The 14793-nt window shown below is 66.4% G+C and carries 12 protein-coding genes, 1 tRNA gene, 1 pseudogene and 1 other annotated feature; of the genes and pseudogenes, 6 read left to right on the top strand and 8 right to left on the bottom strand.

Translation table 11 applies throughout. From position 1 onward, the window contains the following. Window positions 1-41 precede the first annotated feature (41 nt). The 3 genes from D4766_RS05220 to D4766_RS05230 form a co-directional block, all read right to left on the bottom strand. On the bottom strand, window positions 42-1244 hold the full coding sequence (locus D4766_RS05220; RefSeq protein WP_120716491.1) for an MFS transporter: 1203 nt from the start codon (window positions 1242-1244) through the stop codon (window positions 42-44). After that, on the bottom strand, window positions 1234-2292 hold the full coding sequence (locus D4766_RS05225) for a LacI family DNA-binding transcriptional regulator (protein ID WP_120716492.1): 1059 nt from the start codon (window positions 2290-2292) through the stop codon (window positions 1234-1236). Before D4766_RS05225 ends, D4766_RS05220 begins: the two co-directional genes overlap by 11 nt. A 159-nt stretch (window positions 2293-2451) precedes the next feature. Then, complete coding sequence (locus D4766_RS05230) at window positions 2452-5658, bottom strand: TonB-dependent receptor (protein WP_234024903.1); 3207 nt, start codon at window positions 5656-5658, stop codon at window positions 2452-2454. A 156-nt stretch (window positions 5659-5814) separates the two neighbouring features. Between D4766_RS05230 and D4766_RS05235 the strand changes: the two genes are divergently transcribed. From D4766_RS05235 to D4766_RS14175, 5 genes are all read left to right on the top strand, one after another. Beyond that, window positions 5815-7323, top strand: a complete 1509-nt coding sequence (locus D4766_RS05235; RefSeq protein ID WP_120716493.1) for a tryptophan halogenase family protein — start codon at window positions 5815-5817, stop codon at window positions 7321-7323. A gap of 1154 nt (window positions 7324-8477) precedes the next feature. Then, window positions 8478-8531 (top strand) — a sequence feature (sul1 is cis-regulatory element that is thought to sense ions involved in sulfur or methionine metabolism; They are found in Alphaproteobacteria). A gap of 92 nt (window positions 8532-8623) precedes the next feature. Further along, the gene (locus tag D4766_RS05240; protein WP_120716494.1) at window positions 8624-10108 is read left to right on the top strand and encodes a SulP family inorganic anion transporter; all 1485 of its coding nucleotides are present in this window, start codon (window positions 8624-8626) and stop codon (window positions 10106-10108) included. Between the two features lie 14 nt (window positions 10109-10122). Next, entirely contained in the window at window positions 10123-10974 is an 852-nt protein-coding gene (locus D4766_RS05245; RefSeq protein ID WP_120716495.1) for a universal stress protein, read from the top strand. 1 nt (window position 10975) lies between these two features. After that, window positions 10976-11317, top strand: coding sequence for a TraR/DksA family transcriptional regulator (locus D4766_RS05250; protein WP_120716496.1), 342 nt, complete (start codon window positions 10976-10978; stop codon window positions 11315-11317). A gap of 27 nt (window positions 11318-11344) precedes the next feature. Continuing rightward, window positions 11345-11488 carry an NUDIX hydrolase gene (locus tag D4766_RS14175; RefSeq protein ID WP_407701503.1) on the top strand — a complete coding sequence of 48 codons (144 nt, stop codon included), beginning with the start codon at window positions 11345-11347 and terminating at the stop codon, window positions 11486-11488. Between the two features lie 485 nt (window positions 11489-11973). On the opposite strand, the gene D4766_RS05260 is transcribed toward D4766_RS14175, so the two are convergent. Further along, window positions 11974-12049 (bottom strand) — tRNA-Trp (locus tag D4766_RS05260). 78 nt (window positions 12050-12127) lie between these two features. Here D4766_RS05260 and aat point away from each other — a divergent pair. Further along, entirely contained in the window at window positions 12128-12826 is a 699-nt protein-coding gene (gene aat, locus D4766_RS05265; RefSeq protein WP_120716498.1) for a leucyl/phenylalanyl-tRNA--protein transferase, read from the top strand. A gap of 35 nt (window positions 12827-12861) precedes the next feature. Here the strand turns inward: aat and D4766_RS14140 are convergent. The 4 genes and pseudogenes from D4766_RS14140 to D4766_RS05285 all read right to left on the bottom strand — a co-directional run. Further along, window positions 12862-13152 (bottom strand): annotated as a pseudogene (locus tag D4766_RS14140) (DUF2155 domain-containing protein); the annotation flags it as partial. Window positions 13153-13256: 104 nt separating this feature from the next. Beyond that, window positions 13257-13670: an NADH:ubiquinone oxidoreductase subunit NDUFA12 gene (locus D4766_RS05275; protein WP_120716499.1), complete on the bottom strand. Its 414-nt coding sequence runs from the start codon at window positions 13668-13670 to the stop codon at window positions 13257-13259. Between the two features lie 67 nt (window positions 13671-13737). Further along, complete coding sequence (locus D4766_RS05280) at window positions 13738-14229, bottom strand: DUF192 domain-containing protein (protein ID WP_120716500.1); 492 nt, start codon at window positions 14227-14229, stop codon at window positions 13738-13740. A gap of 1 nt (window position 14230) precedes the next feature. Beyond that, window positions 14231-14782, bottom strand: coding sequence for a regulatory protein RecX (locus D4766_RS05285; RefSeq protein ID WP_120718076.1), 552 nt, complete (start codon window positions 14780-14782; stop codon window positions 14231-14233). Between the last annotated feature and the right edge of the window lie 11 nt (window positions 14783-14793).

Below are 14793 nucleotides of genomic sequence, written 5' to 3' on the forward strand. Positions count from 1 at the left end.
TCAAAAGCGATTTCGCACGCCTCGCGCTCGATTGCAAGCGCCTAGCTGCCGGTCCGGAGCCCCGTCAGCAACACGCTCGCCGCCAGCGCGCAGACGGCCAGCACGGCGAACAGGCCGGTGAAGCCGAACGCCGGCACCAGCGCCAGCGTCAGCCACGGCATCGCCAGCGACGGGCCGGTGTTGGTGAGGTTGAAGAACCCGAGATCCCGCCCCCGGTTGCGCGCGCGCGGCAGCACCCGCAGCGTCTGTGCGGTGTGCAGCGACAGGAACACCGACGCGGCGAGGCCGAAGACGAGGTAGCCCGCGATCGACGATGCGATTTCCTGCGATAGCGCCATGATCGCCAGGCCGGTCGCCGACATCAGGCCGGCGATCTGCATCGGGCGGAAGGGCCGCCCGCTCCGGTCCGCCCAGCGCCCCGCCAGAAGCGCCAGCGGCACCGCGCCCGCCAGGATCGCCCCGAATATGCGCGCCACCCGCGCATCGGTCATGGCGGGATCGACGCTGCGGAACCAGAAATAGAGGAAGGCGAACAGCGCCGCTTCCGAGATCTGCAGCAGCAGCCGGGCAAGCCACATCCGCACGACCCGCGCCTCCACGAAGCGCCCGCGCACCGGCTCTGCCGCCTCGCCCGCGCAGTCGTCCGCCATCAGGTGCGGCATCGCGCGCGGCCGGCCGAAGATCAGCACGGGCGCCACGCACGCCGCGACCAGTGCCGCGACGAGCCACAGTCGCCCGTCCGCCCCCGCAAGGCCCGGCCAGGTCACCACTGCCCCCGCCGCCGCGCCGGCCGCCGGAGCGAACGCCAGCAGTCCGCCCAGGACCCCCTTTTGGTCGTCGGGCACGCAGTCCCCCGCCCACGCGAACAGCGGCGCCAGCATCATGTTGAGGCCGAGCTGCCATGCGACCAGCATGGCCACCAGCAGCATCACGTCGGCCACCCGCGAGAACGCCACGAGCAGGATCGAGGACAGCACCAGCCCGCCCGCGATCCATGGCCGACGGCTGCGCGTGCGGTCGCTGGCCCAGCCGAAGGCGATGTTGGCGAGGCTCGCCGCGACCGCGCCGGCGAAGGTGGCGTAAGCGAGCGCGCCCACCGCATCGCCCCGGGCGATCCCGTCAATGCGCACCGGCAGGAGGATGGTGAGGAAGGGGATGTAGGCGATCGACCCGCCGGCCACCGCGAGCGCGTAGAGCAGCAGGAACCGGGTCGCCTGCCGCGGCCCCGCCTCTTCAGTCGTCAATCGGCATCCGGGCGGTCGAGGCACGCTCCACGAACGGCGCGGGGATCGTCGTCGGCCCGGCGGGCACGTCCTTGCCCGAATGGGCCGCGATGATCAGTTCGACCGCGCGCGAAACGGTCTCGGCGATGGGCTGGTCGATGGCGGTGAGCGGCGGGTTGGCGAAGCGCGTGACCGGCGTATTGTCGAAGCTGACGAGCGACAAGTCGCCCGGCACCTGAAGGCCCATCTCGCCCGCCACCTCCAGCGCGGCGAGCGTCATCTGGTCGCTGCTGGCAATGATCGCGGTCGGCCGCCCGGCCCGCGACAGCAGCGTGCGCGCCGCGACGAGGCCGGATTCGTAACCGAAGTCGCCGCGTTCGCACAGGCCCTCGGTCGGCAGGCCCGCTTCGGCCATCGCCGCGCGCCAGCCCTGCTTGCGCCATTCGCTGAGCGAGTATTCCGCCGCGCCCGCGACGAAGCCGATGCGCGTATGGCCGAGGTCCAGCAGGTGGCGGGTGGCGATGCGCGCCGCGTCCTCATCGCCCATCAGCAGCCCGATGCCGCCCCCTTCGCCCAGCGAGCCGATGCGGGCGTAGGGGACCCCGGCGTTTTCCAGCACGCCGGTAATCAGCGGATTGTCGGAGTGCGGCGGGGTCAGGATCACCCCGTCGGGCTGCAGCGCGGCCAGCGCGGCGGTCAGTTCGCGTTCGACATGGTCGTCGTGCGTGTCGACCAGTTCGATGATCATGCGGTAGCCGTACTCGGCGCATTTGAGCATCCCGCCGAGCAGCATCTGGTCGACCCAGTCGGACCCCTCCCGTGCCCGCCACGCCTCGATCGTGCGGTCGCGGTCGTTCAGGGCGAGGATGAGGTAGGAGCGCGATCCGCTCATCCGCTGGGCCGCGATGGAGGGGATGTAGCCCAGCTTGTCGATCGAGGCCTGCACCCGCTCGCGCATCTGCTGGCGGACGTTCGGCTCGTCGTTGATGACCCGGCTCACGGTTTGCAGCGACACGCCCGCATCCGCCGCGACGTGCTTGATCGTGACTGCCTGGCGCCGTCTCGCCATCGGATCAATCGTCCCTCATCGCGTTCCCGCCGCTAGCGTGCGCGGGCACCCGTGGCCAGTCCCGCCGGCCCGCAGGCCATGAACGAAGCCCATGAACGGGGGGCATATCCGCGCGCGGGCCCCATGCACCGCGCGCGGATACCGCCACCCCCGTCCGCGTCAGTAATTGATGCGAACGAGGAAGGTGTAGCGGCGGTCGTTGCGGAACGCCGAACGGGTTTCCCGCGTGCCGTCGAAGTCGATGACCTGGCTGGTGCGGGTCACCTCGTCGAGCAGGTTTACGCCCTGCACGCCGACCTTTATGTTCTCGGTCACGTCGTAGAAGATCGACGCGTCGAGCTGCCCGGTGCTCTCGCCGAAGATCGGCGAATACGGGAAGATCACGTCGCGCGGGGTCTGCAGGAAGTCCGAGCGCCAGTTGTAGGCCGCGCGGGCCGACAGGCCGTACTTCTCGTAGAACAGGACCGCGTTCACCGTGTGCTTCGACACGCCGGCGAGCGGCAGGGTCGGGGCGATCGGGCTGGCACCGGCCAGGAACGTGTTCGAGAAATCGCCCGCATCGACGTAAGTATACGTCGCCTGCGCGCCCAGCCCGGACAGCGGCCCCGGCAGGAAGTCGTAGGTCTGCTGGTAGGCGACCTCGACCCCCTTGAGCGTACCGCCCTGGAGGTTGAACGGACCGCCGTACTGCACGGTCGCGGTCACCCCGCTCGGCGCGGTATAGGTGCGGATTTCCGCCCCGTTGCTGACGACGTTCTTGATATCCTTCAGGAAGAACGCCGCCGTCAGCGAGCCGACCCGGTTGAAGTACCATTCGGCCGACAGGTCGTAGCTCCACGCCGTGGTCGGGCGCAGGAAGCGGTTGCCGGTCTGGATCGCGAACAGCGGCCCGGTCGTCAGCGTCCCGCTGTTCTGCAGGGCGCCGGTGTTGTTGCCGATGGTCCCGCCGGTCTGGAACGCGGCGAGATCGGGGCGGAAGATGCCCTTCGACATCGCCCCGCGGAACACCCAGCCAGATCCGGTATCGAACTTCACGTTGAGGCTGGGCAGCCAGTAGTCGTACTGGATGTCCGCGCTGTCGTCGATCGTCTCGCCGGTGAAGATCGAGGCGAACTCGGCCAGCCGGGCGTCGGACAAAGCGCAGTATTCCAAAGCCGGAGTGCCGGGCTGCGCCGCTGCGCAGCGGGCGCGCAGCGCCGGGCCGGTCACGACGGTGCCGGCCGGCAGGCCGACAGCCTCGGCAGTCGGGAAGCCGATCTGGCCGGCGACGTCGGTGATCGTGTTGACGTAGCGGATGCCGATGTTGCCCGACAGGTTCGCCCCGCTCGCGAAGTCGCGGCGGAAGTCGGCACGCACGTATGCCGCCGCGCTGGTTTCGCCAACGTTCGAGATCTCGCCCGGCGTGAACGGGGTGCCCGGGACCACGTTGGCGCGGGCATAGATCGGGATCCATGCGTTCGGCGTCAGCGTGAAGGCGGTGATCGCCGCCGCCTGCTGCTGGACCGACCCGTTGAGGTAGTCCTGCAGCACGTTGTCGCCGCCGAAGAAGAACGCCGACCCGTTGCCGACCGGCACCGGCGCGTTGCCGCGCTGGAAGTCATCGCCGAAGGGCGAGCGCAGGCTGGCCGAATTCGGGAAGTCCTGCACGTAGGCACCGCCGCAGCCGAAGGCCTGGAAGTCGCCGCAGTTCCAGTTGCCGCCGCGCCCCGTCCACGGCGCGCCGAGGTTGCCCCAGTTGGAGAAGTTGGAGTTGCGGGTCACCCGCTGGCGGTCGCTCCACCGCGCACCGAACCGCACGCCGCGCAGGAAGCCTTCGTCCGACACGTCGTATTCGAAGTCCGCGCGGGTCGAATAGAGCGAGCCTTCGTTCTGCGACTGGTTGTCGATGAGGAACCAGTAGAGCGACTTCGTCGGATCCTCGAAATAGCCGGGGGTCGAGCTCGACTGGCCCGGGGTGAGGAACTGGACGGCCGGCGTCGTGCCCGAGTTGTCGATCGACAGGTCCGAATAGGTCTGCATCGCCGAGATGAACCCGTCGAGCGAACGGTTCGAGCGGATGTATTGCCCTTCCAGGTTGAACCGGAAGCGGTCGGTCACCTCGCCCTGGGCCGACAGCGAGAAATCCTCGGTCTTCGCGTCGTCCTGTTGCTGGAAGCGCAGGAGCTCGGTCGGCAGGCCGTTGATGCCGCCGTTGGGGTTCGCCTGGGTCAGGATGCCGCTGACGAAGCGGTTGCCGTCGAACACCGGGGTGGTGCCGGGGCGGAAACCGGGGAACAGAAGGTCGTCGTTGACGAGGGCGAGGATCGAGTACTCGTTGAGCGTGCCTTCGGTCTTCGCACGCAGGTATTCGGCGGTGAAGACGAAGCGTTCGTCGGCGCTCTCGAACTGGCCGACGACCGAGATCGCGTTGCGATCGCGGGTAAGATCGGTCGTGCGCACGCCCGCGCCCTTGGGAATGATGACCGTGCCTGCGGGCGGGAAGTTCGACGCGTCGAACGCCGGCGCGCCCGTGAAACCGCCCGAACCCACCGGCTGCACGCGGATGCAGCCGCCCGAGAAGTCGGAAACGCGGTAACACGGGTCGGTGATCTGCGAGGCGTCGGTGCGTGTCACCAGCTCCTGCTGGGCGTAGCCGACCTGCAGGCCGAAGGTGCCCGCCCCGGTCTCGAAGGTGTTGGAGGCCAGCACCGAGAAGCCCGGCGACCATTCGCGGGCGAGGTCGCCGTAGTTGACCTCGGCGGTGCCGGCGACATGGAAGCCGCGCTTGTCGAGCGGCTTGCGGGTGACGAGGTTGACCGTCCCCGAAATGCCGCCTTCGATCATGTCGGCGGTGACGTTCTTGAACACTTCGACCCGGCCGAGCAACTCGGGCGAGACGTCGTTGAACGACAGTTCGCGCCCGCCGTTGGCGGAGAAAATGTCGCGGCCGTTCAATTCCGACCGCACGAAGGGCAGGCCGCGGATGATGACGCCCGAACCCTCGACCGAGAAGCGATCGGGATCGTCGCGCTGGACGAAGCGGCTGATGTTGACCCCCGGGACGCGCTGCAGCGCTTCGGCCACGGATCGATCGGGAAGCGCGCCGATATCCTCGGCGGTGATCACGTCGACGACGGTGTCGGCGTTTTCCTTGATGTTCTGCGCACTTTCGAGCGAGGCGCGGTAGCCCGAGACGACGATCCCTTCTTCGGCCGGGGCGGTCCCCACCGGGCAGGTCTCGGTCGCCGGATCGCAGTCGGCGGTACCGGCGGACGAGCTCTGCGCCCAGGCGGCGGTGGGCATGCCGATGGCCGCGACGGCCGACATCGTACCCAGCGCCAGCGCGCGCCAGGAACACTCGTGCGAAAGGGTGCGCTTGAAAGCCAAAGTATCCTCCCCAGAATCGTTCGTCGGCAGCGCACGCCGCCACGATACGGTTGCCCTCCTATGCCAACTTGTGAGCGTTCACAAGTCTCATTTGAACGTTCACAACAGCTGCGGATATGCTAGCCTTGCGGGCGGGATAAGTGCGAGGGAGAGGGCATGGGTATCGAACGGATCGTGATCGTCGGCGGCGGGACCGCCGGCTGGATGGCCGCCGCCGCGCTGTCGCGGCTGCGCACCGGCCACCGCGACCTCGAAATCGTCCTCGTTGAATCCGAACAGATCGGCACCGTCGGCGTCGGCGAGGCGACGATCCCGCCGTTCAAGGACTTCAACCGCCTGCTCGAGATCGACGAGCGCGAGATGATGGCCTTCGTGCAGGGCGGCTTCAAGCTGGGCATCCAGTTCGTCGACTGGGGGCAGGTGGGCGACAGCTACATCCACCCGTTCGGCAATTACGGGTACGAGATCGACGGATTGTCCTTCCATCACCTGTGGCACCACTACCAGGCGCGGGGCGACAACCGTCCGATCCAGGTCTTCAACCTCGAAACGATGGCCGCCTACTTCGGCCGCTTCATGCGGACCGAGGATTACCAGCGCGACGACCTGCCGCCGGTCAACTACGCCTATCACATCGATGCCACCACCTACGCCCGCTTCCTGCGTGGTTATGCCGAGAAACGCGGCGTCGTGAGGCGCGAGGGCAAGGTCGCCGACGTGACGCTGGACGGCGAGACCGGCCACGTCACGGGCATCACGATGGAAGACGGCGAGAGGGTTCCGGGCGACCTGTTCGTCGACTGTTCGGGCTTTCGCGGGCTGCTGATCGAACAGGCGCTGGAGACGGGGTACGAGGACTGGTCGCACTACCTGCCCTGCAACCGCGCGGTCGCCCTGCCCTGCGCGCGCGAGGACGGCTCGCCCCCGTTGCCCTACACACGGGCCACCGCACACAGCGCCGGGTGGCAGTGGCAGGTCCCGCTGCAACGCCGCAACGGCAACGGCCACGTCTATTGCAGCGCCTTCATGGAAGACCAGCAGGCGCTCGACATCCTCGTCGGCAACATCGCGGGCAAGCCGCAGGCCGATCCCAACTTCCTGCGCTTCACGACCGGGCGGCGGAAGAAGTTCTGGAACCGCAACGTCGTCGCCTTGGGCCTCGCCGCGGGGTTCATGGAGCCGCTCGAATCGACCTCCATCCACCTCATCAACACCGGCATCACCAAGCTGGTGGCGCTGCTCTCGCTCGACGGTGTGACCCAAGCGCAGGAGGATGCCTTCAACCGCCTGACCGGCAAGGAATACGACCGCATCCGCGACTTCCTGATCCTGCATTACAAAGCGACCGAGCGGACCGATTCCGACTTCTGGAACCACTGCCGCACGATGGATGTGCCGGGTAGCCTCGCAGAAAAGATCGGGCTGTTCCGCGCCACCGGGCAGATCTTCCGCGAAGACGACGAGCTGTTCACCGAGACGAGCTGGGCGGCTGTGATGATGGGCCAGCGGATCGCGATGGGCGGGCACAACCCGATGGCCGAAAGCATCGCCGCCGACCCCAGGGTGCGCGGCGAATTCGACGAGATCGAACGCTCGGTCCGTTTCGTGGCCGAACGCATGCCCGCGCACGGCGACTACCTAAGGCAGTACTGCCCGGCGGCCTGAGGCCGGAAAGCGTTCGCGATGCGGGAAGAATTGGCAGGGGTGACACGAACCCCTGCCGGAAAATAACGAGGAGGACATCGTAGTTCCTGCCTGGTCGGATCTTGCTGCTTCGATCGAGCACGAAGGGGCCCAACAGGCCGCGGCCGCGCGGCTGGCCGAGCTTGGCGTGAAGCAGTCGGCGTTGCGCGAGGCAATGGCCCGCAAGGTCATCAACGAAGCGGTCATCGTAGCCATACGTGAATTTCGAGAGGCGCTAGCGGATCCTGGCTCAGCTTACGCGCCCGTCCTGTGAACCGAATACGAGCCGGCTCCGCAGTATGTCGTTGCCCCGCCGGTCCCTTTCACGTCTCCCCTTCCCCAGCCCGCGGCGCCGGACCCCTATGCGCCGACGACCGCGACCGAAGCGCTGCAAAAATCCTTCGAGCACGGCCCCAAGACCGGCGGCAAGGACGGGAACTCTAGACGGAAGAACGGGCAGGCTTCGCAAGCGAATACGCGCAAGCAGGCGCGGGCCCCCGCGCGCCTCTTAGAGCAGGTTATGGAAGGCCGGCCGCTTGTGCGGATTACGCACGATGATCTGGTAACACTCAAGCAGCTGCCGTTTTTCGTAGAGGGCCAAGCCAACCACTCGTTTCGGCACGCGGCAATCGACGCGATGAAAGCAGATGGCATTTCGAGAGAAATACGGTCGGATTTTGATAGGAATAAGCTTACCTCCGAAATTGAGGGCCGCTATTCGAATGCCCACATGAAATTGCTGCGAAACGCTGCAAAAACCATTCCGAAGGTGACCGAGCATCTCCATCCAGCTGCGGTCAACCTACTTCCGAAACGCCTTCGCCAGCCGAGAAACGCGCGAACGAAGCGAACGGAAATGTTAGGGGATTAGTTGACCGAGTTTCGAAATCGTTGAGGAAGCTTGGAGCGTTGAGCTTCCTGTGAAGAAGTCTCAGGTCAAGGTTCGAGACGTGACAAAGCCTAGACCACCTAGTTTCCCAATCGGTTTGTTACGGTAGTGGTGCGCTAGAAGGTTACCGTCGGCCAGCGCGCGGACATCGGAACGGGCGATTTTGTACACGCGGCTGTGCATTTCAGGCTTCCATTTGCCTTCGCACTTGCAACAATTTGGGCCGTGCACTAACCGGTCGCAATCCACCGGACCCGGCCGTGCCGGGTGGCTCGGCCCGGCGCCTATCCCCGGGACAACCTTTCAGACCGGCATTCTGGCCGCACAAAGTGTTCGCAGCTGAGCGATGCTTTCCCGCATCGTGCCGGTCGTGTGAGTCGTGTTAGGGTTCACATGTTCGATATTTCCGCGCTGAAGCGCGAATGGCTTTTCAATCCCCGGCGGGACATCCTCGCCGGCATCGTCGTCGCACTTGCGCTCATTCCCGAAGCCATCGGCTTCTCCATCATCGCCGGGGTCGATCCAAGGGTCGGCCTTTACGCATCGTTCTCGATCGCGGTCATCATCTCGCTCGTAGGCGGGCGACCGGGCATGATCTCGGCCGCGACTGCCGCGATCGCGGTGCTGGTCCTGCCGCTGATCCAGCAACACGGCGTCGATTATCTTTTCGCTGCGACCATCCTGATGGGCGTCATCCAGGTCATCGCAGGTTTCCTGCGGATGCACCTGCTGATGCAATATGTCTCGCGCTCGGTGATTACCGGCTTCGTCAACGCCTTGGCGATCCTGATCTTTATCGCGCAGCTGCCGGAACTGACAGGCGTCCCGATGCTGACCTATGTGCTGGTCGCCGCGGGACTGGCAGTGATTTACCTCTTTCCGCGGCTCACCAAGGCCGTTCCGTCGCCTCTCGTCGCAATCGCGATCCTGACGGCGGTCGTCTACTACATGGGCATGGATGTGCGCACCGTGGGCGATATGGGCGAGCTCCCTTCGTCGCTGCCTTCGTGGTTCATACCCGACGTTCCGTTTACCCTCGAGACGCTGCAGATCATCCTGCCCTACTCGGCGACGATGGCGGCGGTTGGCCTGCTCGAATCCATGCTGACTGCGCAGATCGTGGACGATCTGACCGATACGGGGTCCGACAAGCAGCGCGAGATGAAGGGGCAAGGCATCGCCAACTTCTTCACCGGCTTCCTTGGCGGCATGGGCGGCTGTGCCATGATCGGCCAGTCGGTCATCAACGTGAAATCGGGCGGGGAGACGCGGCTGTCGACCTTCGTGTCTGGTGTCTTCCTGCTGTTCCTCCTGCTCGTTCTCGGTCCGCTGGTCGCCATCATCCCGATGGCATCGCTGGTCGCGGTGATGATCATGGTCTCGATCGGCACCTTCTCATGGCGCTCGATCAAGGACATCCGCACCAATCCCTGGCAGTCGTCGGTGGTAATGATCGTTACGGTGGTTGTGGTGGTGTGGACGCATGACCTGGCGCAGGGCGTGCTCGCCGGCGTGATCCTTTCGGGCCTGTTCTTCGCCAGCAAGGTGAAGCGGCTCTTCACGGTCGATACCGACCTGTCAGCTGACGGGGCGACGCGGACCTATCGCATTGCTGGCCAGGTCTTCTTCGCTTCTTCCGATCGCTTCGTCGAAGCCTTCGATTACAAGGAAGTGCTCGACGGGGTAGTGATCGACGTCAGCCGCGCGCACTTTTGGGACATTTCGGCGGTGGGAACGCTCGACAAGGCGATCCTCAAGTTCCGCCGCGAGGGCACGGCGGTCGAGGTCCGTGGCCTGAACGAGGAGAGCGCCACGATGATCGAGCGCTATGCTATTCATGACAAGCCCGGCGCCGACGCGCAGCTGGGAGGACACTGATGGGAGAGACAACAATGGAAAACGTCCTCGCGGCGATAGATGCCTCGGCCTACGCTACCAGCGTGTGCGGTTATGCCGGTTGGGCAGCGAAGCGGCTGTCCCTGCCGGTCGAACTGCTCCACGTCGTCCAGCGACAGGATGCGGTCACAGCGCGCAAAGACCTCTCCGGCGCGATCGGCCTGGGCGTCAAGAGCGACCTGATGGAAGAGCTCGTGCGCCTTTCCGAAGAAGGCAGCCGGACCGAGATCGAGAAAGGGCGCGTGCTGCTAAAAGCGGGAGAGCAGCTACTTCGCGGGGCGGGCATTGAGCAGCTATCTACGCTGCACCGCCACGGCGGCGTGGTGGAAACGATCCTGGAGCGCGAGGATCATGCCCGCGTTGTTGTGATCGGCAAGCGCGGCGTCGGCCACGAATATGCCTCGGACCATATCGGCTCGACGATCGAGCGCGTTGTCAGGGCAAGTGAGAAGCCGGTGCTGGTAGCCTCGCGCGAATATGCAGAACCAGAGCACATCGTATTCGCCTACGATGCCAGTCCCGCCGCGGAAAGAGCGCTGGAGCGTCTGGCCAACTCGCCGCTTTTTGATGGCCTGCCCGTCACCATCGTGATGGCAGAGGCGGACAGCGAAGCGCAGCGTGAGAAGCTGACCATGGCAGAAGCGGCATTCGCCTCAGGCCACCCTGTCACCGTCTTGATGGAGCGCGACAAGGCCGAAAAGGTCATTCCCGGCGTCGTTGCCGCCACCGAGCATTCGCTGCTGCTGATGGGCGCCTATGGCCATTCGCCTATCCGCCGGATGATCGTGGGCAGCACGACCACGGAAATGGTTCGCACCGTCAAGGCCCCGGTGCTAATGGTGCGCTGATATGTCGATCGATCCTGCCACGTTCCGTGATCAACTGGCCAAGCGGCTAGGCGAACTGGAAGAGCAGGATCGCATCTCCGCGAAGGATCGCGACCCGGTCACGCTGGACCAGGAGAGCGTAGGCCGCCTGTCCCGGATCGATGCCATGCAGGTGCAGGCCATGGCGCTTGCACAGGAGCGGCGACGCAAGGCAGAACGCGCAGGCATCGCGGCGGCCCTCCAGCGAATCGAGGAGGTTGAGTTCGGTTACTGCGTCGAACGTTGCGAGAAGATTGTCGAGGGTCGGCTGCGGAATAACCCAACAGTGGTAAGGTGCCTGGAGTGCGCTGACGGGAGTGCCTGAAGCGACGGATTACGGCTGCGCCGCAAGGTGCGAGCGGTTGTGTTGGACGAAGACGGCGAGGTTCTTCTCGTCCGGCCGCATGGCTACCGCGATGGGGAATGGACACTGGCAGGCGGCAGCGTCGAGGAGGACGAATCCCCGGTCGAAGGGTCAGGTGGATCGGCAGCTTGATCATCTGCTACGCCTTCAGCTCGTCGGCGGCGGCGGACCCGATGACGTTCGACTGCAGCGGCGTCGCGGTGAGTTCGATGATGGCCAAGGGATCGAGGCGCGCTCTCGATCGTGAGAAAGCATCGCATCACGCCAAGGTGGAAGCGAATGAGGCCGCGCTTACGGAAATGATCGCACGTGTCGGCCCTATCCTTTCGCCGAAGCAGGAAGAGGCGCTAAGCCAAGCGAAGAAGGTTATGAGGCAGTTCGGAATGCCACCTTCCGGAGTTGGAGCGGTGATCCGGCTCCCGCGACCGGCGGCGGTTAGACGTTTCTGCCCGCGCAGATTTCCTGCGGCCAATGCAGCCCGCACCTTGCATCTCGACTCCTGCCGATTCATGGTGGCGATATCGAGACCGCGACGAGGTGCCACGGCAGGGTACCACGCAGTTTTGAACCGCAAGGAAACCTGAAACCTTTCAGGTACTTGGACCATTTCGAAAAATTGGCAGGGGTGACAGGATTCGAACCCGTGGCCCTCGGTTTTGGAGACCGATGCTCTACCAGCTGAGCTACACCCCTGCGCTGGAGAGGCCGCGCCTTAGGGGGTAAAGCCGGGCATCGCAAGGCCGCTTGAACGTGCTAGGGCGCGCTTCGACCATGCACGCCCCCGCCAGCCCCCCGATCCCCACCGACCTCCTGCTCCTCGCCTATCGCAACGGCATCTTCCCGATGGCCGACAGCCGCGAGGATACCGAGGTGTTCTGGGTCGAGCCGCGGCGCCGGGCGATCCTGCCGCTGGACGGCTTCCGCCTGTCGCGCTCGCTCGCCAAGACGGTGCGCCGCGACCGTTTCCGGGTGACCTGCAACGCCGCCTTCGACGAAACGATCGCTGCCTGTGCCGCGCCGCGCCCCGACCATCCCGAAAGCTGGATCAGCGGGCGGATTGCGACAAGCTACCGCGCGCTCCATGCCGAAGGGCACGCCCACTCGATCGAGTGCTGGGAGGGCGAGGAGCTCGTCGGCGGCCTGTACGGCGTGGGATTCGGCGGAGTGTTCTGCGGCGAATCGATGTTCAGCCGGCGGACCGACGCCAGCAAGGTCGCGCTCGCGTGGCTGGTGGCGCTGATGCGGCGCGGCGGCGCGCGGCTGCTCGACTGCCAGTTCATGACCGAACACCTCGCCTCGATGGGCGCGGTCGAGATCGCGCAGGCGCGCTACGTCGCGTTGCTGGGGGACGCTTCGGGCGCGGGCGCCGACCCGCTGCCCTCGGCGTTCGCCTCGCTGCTGTCGGATGCGGACGCGGCGGGCTTACCGCCGTCGAAGCTCATTTTGCAGTCCTTGATCCACACGTCGTAGACCGGGTGCTCGACGACGTTGAGGCTGGGGGATTCCTTGAACAGCCAGCCGGAAAAGACCTTGCCCCATTCGGCATTCGCACCGGGGTTCTGGATGAAGACCTGCGCAAAGGCGCCGGTCTGGCGCGGGAATTCCCACGGCGCGGTCCGCTCGCAGGCGGCCAGCCGGACGATGAGATTGCCCCAGCGGCGCGCCTCGCCGGGCTTCATTTCCCAGTTCTGCGACAGGTTGTTGCGCTTGTTGAGGACGCCGATCACCGCCACGCGCTCGGCCATCGGGGTGCCTTCGGATTTCTCGACCGGCTGCACCATCTGCGGTGCGCGCATATCCTCGGGCAATTCGGTCTCGACCGGGCGCGGCTCGGGCGGGGACCGGTCGCAGCCTGCGAGCACGGCGGCCGCGGCGATAAGGGCGAGGGTCGCCCGCACGGTCAGGCGTCCGGGCTCCACGCCTCGTAGTCGCCGGCCGCGGCGGCGCGCCGGCCGCCCCTTTCCAGCGCGCCCTGCGGCCGGTACGCGGCATCGCTGCCGGTGACGTTGGGGCTATGCTCGGCTTCCCAGATGCGCGGCGGCGGCAGGTTGCTTTCGGGCACGCCGTCGAACGCGCCGTGCAGCCAGCCGTGCCATTCGGCCGGCACGTTGCTGGCATCGTTCGCGCCGCTGTAGATCACCCACCGGCGCTCGCGCCCGGCATGGGGCTGGCCCGCCTTTTCCGGCTTCTTGCTGCGGTAATAGCGGTTGCCGGCGAAGTCGGTGCCGACTTCCTCGCCGTGGAGCGAGGACCACAGCATCGTGCCGATCGTCGCGCCGTTCCACCAGGTGAAGATCTTGGAAAAGAAGCCCATGGGCCGCGCGCCTAGCCGATTAGCCGAAAGTCGCCAAGCATCTACCAGCCAGTCCCGACGCTCGGGCCTACCACTCGACCGTGCTGCCGGGCCCGATGCCCAGTTCCTTCGCCCGACCGGCGTTGAGTTCGAGCACGGCGGAGGTCAGCCCGGCGGCGGTGACCGGGGTAAGGTCGTAGGGCTTGGCATCGGCGACGTTCAGCACCTTGCGGTCGGTGCCGATGAAGATGATGTCGAGCGGCAGCGGGGTGTTCTTCATCCAGAAACTGGCGATGTCGGCCGGCTGGCGGGGGAAGAGCATCCCCTCGTCCGCGCCCATCTTCGTGCGGAACATGAGGCCCCTGGCCTGCTCGGCCTCGCTCGCGGCGACCTCGACGCGGAAATCGTGGCGTCCGTTGGTGCCGGTGACCGAAAGCGGAATGACCCGCAGACCCGATTCGGGGTGGACCGACGCGGTCGTCGTCGCCGCGGCAGCGGCGGCGGGGGTCGCCTCGGCGCCCGGCTGGGGCGAACAGGCGGCGAGGACCGCGGGCATCAGGACGAGAGCGGCAATACGCATGTCAGGGGGTCTCCTCGGCCTCGGCCGCCCATTCCTCGGCCGCCGAAACGCTCGGCGCCTCCACTACCGCGCGGGCGGCGTCGAATCCATGCCCTGCGCGCACCATCGCGGCGATCTGTTTCTCCCGCGCGGCCCGGTCGTCCGCCTTCTCGCCCCACGGACCGAGCCGCCGCCGCGCGGCGAGCGCCAGCGCCGCCTGGCGCGCCGCCGCGTCGTCGGGGCGCAGGTCCTCGCGAATGTCCGCATCGATACCCGCCGCGCCCAGCGTCTGGTCGACGCGCCGCGCGCCGTATCCGCGCCGCAGCAGGCCGCCGCTCTTCGCCCGTGCCCAGGCGGCATCGTCGATGTAGCCGAGTTCCACGAACCGTTCGACGATCGCCCGCGGGTCGGCCGGCCGCTCCCCCTCCCACCCCCGCTCGCGCAGCTTGCGCACGAGGTAGCCTTCCACCTTGGCCGCGCTGGTCGCGAACCGCGCGACATAGGCGAGCGCAAGATCGTTCAGCCGCGCCGGATCGAGCGGTTTGGGGGGTCGGCGTTCGCGTCTGTCTCGCATCGTCGCCATAT

Source organism: Tsuneonella amylolytica, assembly GCF_003626915.1.
Classification (GTDB): Bacteria; Pseudomonadota; Alphaproteobacteria; order Sphingomonadales; family Sphingomonadaceae; genus Tsuneonella; species Tsuneonella amylolytica.

Bases quoted from the DNA above. Each gene is read 5' to 3' on its own strand.
- D4766_RS05285 (WP_120718076.1), bottom strand. From the start codon at position 14,782: ATGCGAGACAGACGCGAACGCCGACCCCCCAAACCGCTCGATCCGGCG.
- D4766_RS05280 (WP_120716500.1), bottom strand. From the start codon at position 14,229: ATGCGTATTGCCGCTCTCGTCCTGATGCCCGCGGTCCTCGCCGCCTGT.
- D4766_RS05275 (WP_120716499.1), bottom strand. From the start codon at position 13,670: ATGGGCTTCTTTTCCAAGATCTTCACCTGGTGGAACGGCGCGACGATC.
- aat (WP_120716498.1), top strand. From the start codon at position 12,128: ATGCACGCCCCCGCCAGCCCCCCGATCCCCACCGACCTCCTGCTCCTC.
- D4766_RS05235 (WP_120716493.1), top strand. From the start codon at position 5,815: ATGGGTATCGAACGGATCGTGATCGTCGGCGGCGGGACCGCCGGCTGG.
- D4766_RS05240 (WP_120716494.1), top strand. From the start codon at position 8,624: ATGTTCGATATTTCCGCGCTGAAGCGCGAATGGCTTTTCAATCCCCGG.
- D4766_RS05250 (WP_120716496.1), top strand. From the start codon at position 10,976: ATGTCGATCGATCCTGCCACGTTCCGTGATCAACTGGCCAAGCGGCTA.
- D4766_RS05245 (WP_120716495.1), top strand. From the start codon at position 10,123: ATGGAAAACGTCCTCGCGGCGATAGATGCCTCGGCCTACGCTACCAGC.
- D4766_RS05225 (WP_120716492.1), bottom strand. From the start codon at position 2,292: ATGGCGAGACGGCGCCAGGCAGTCACGATCAAGCACGTCGCGGCGGAT.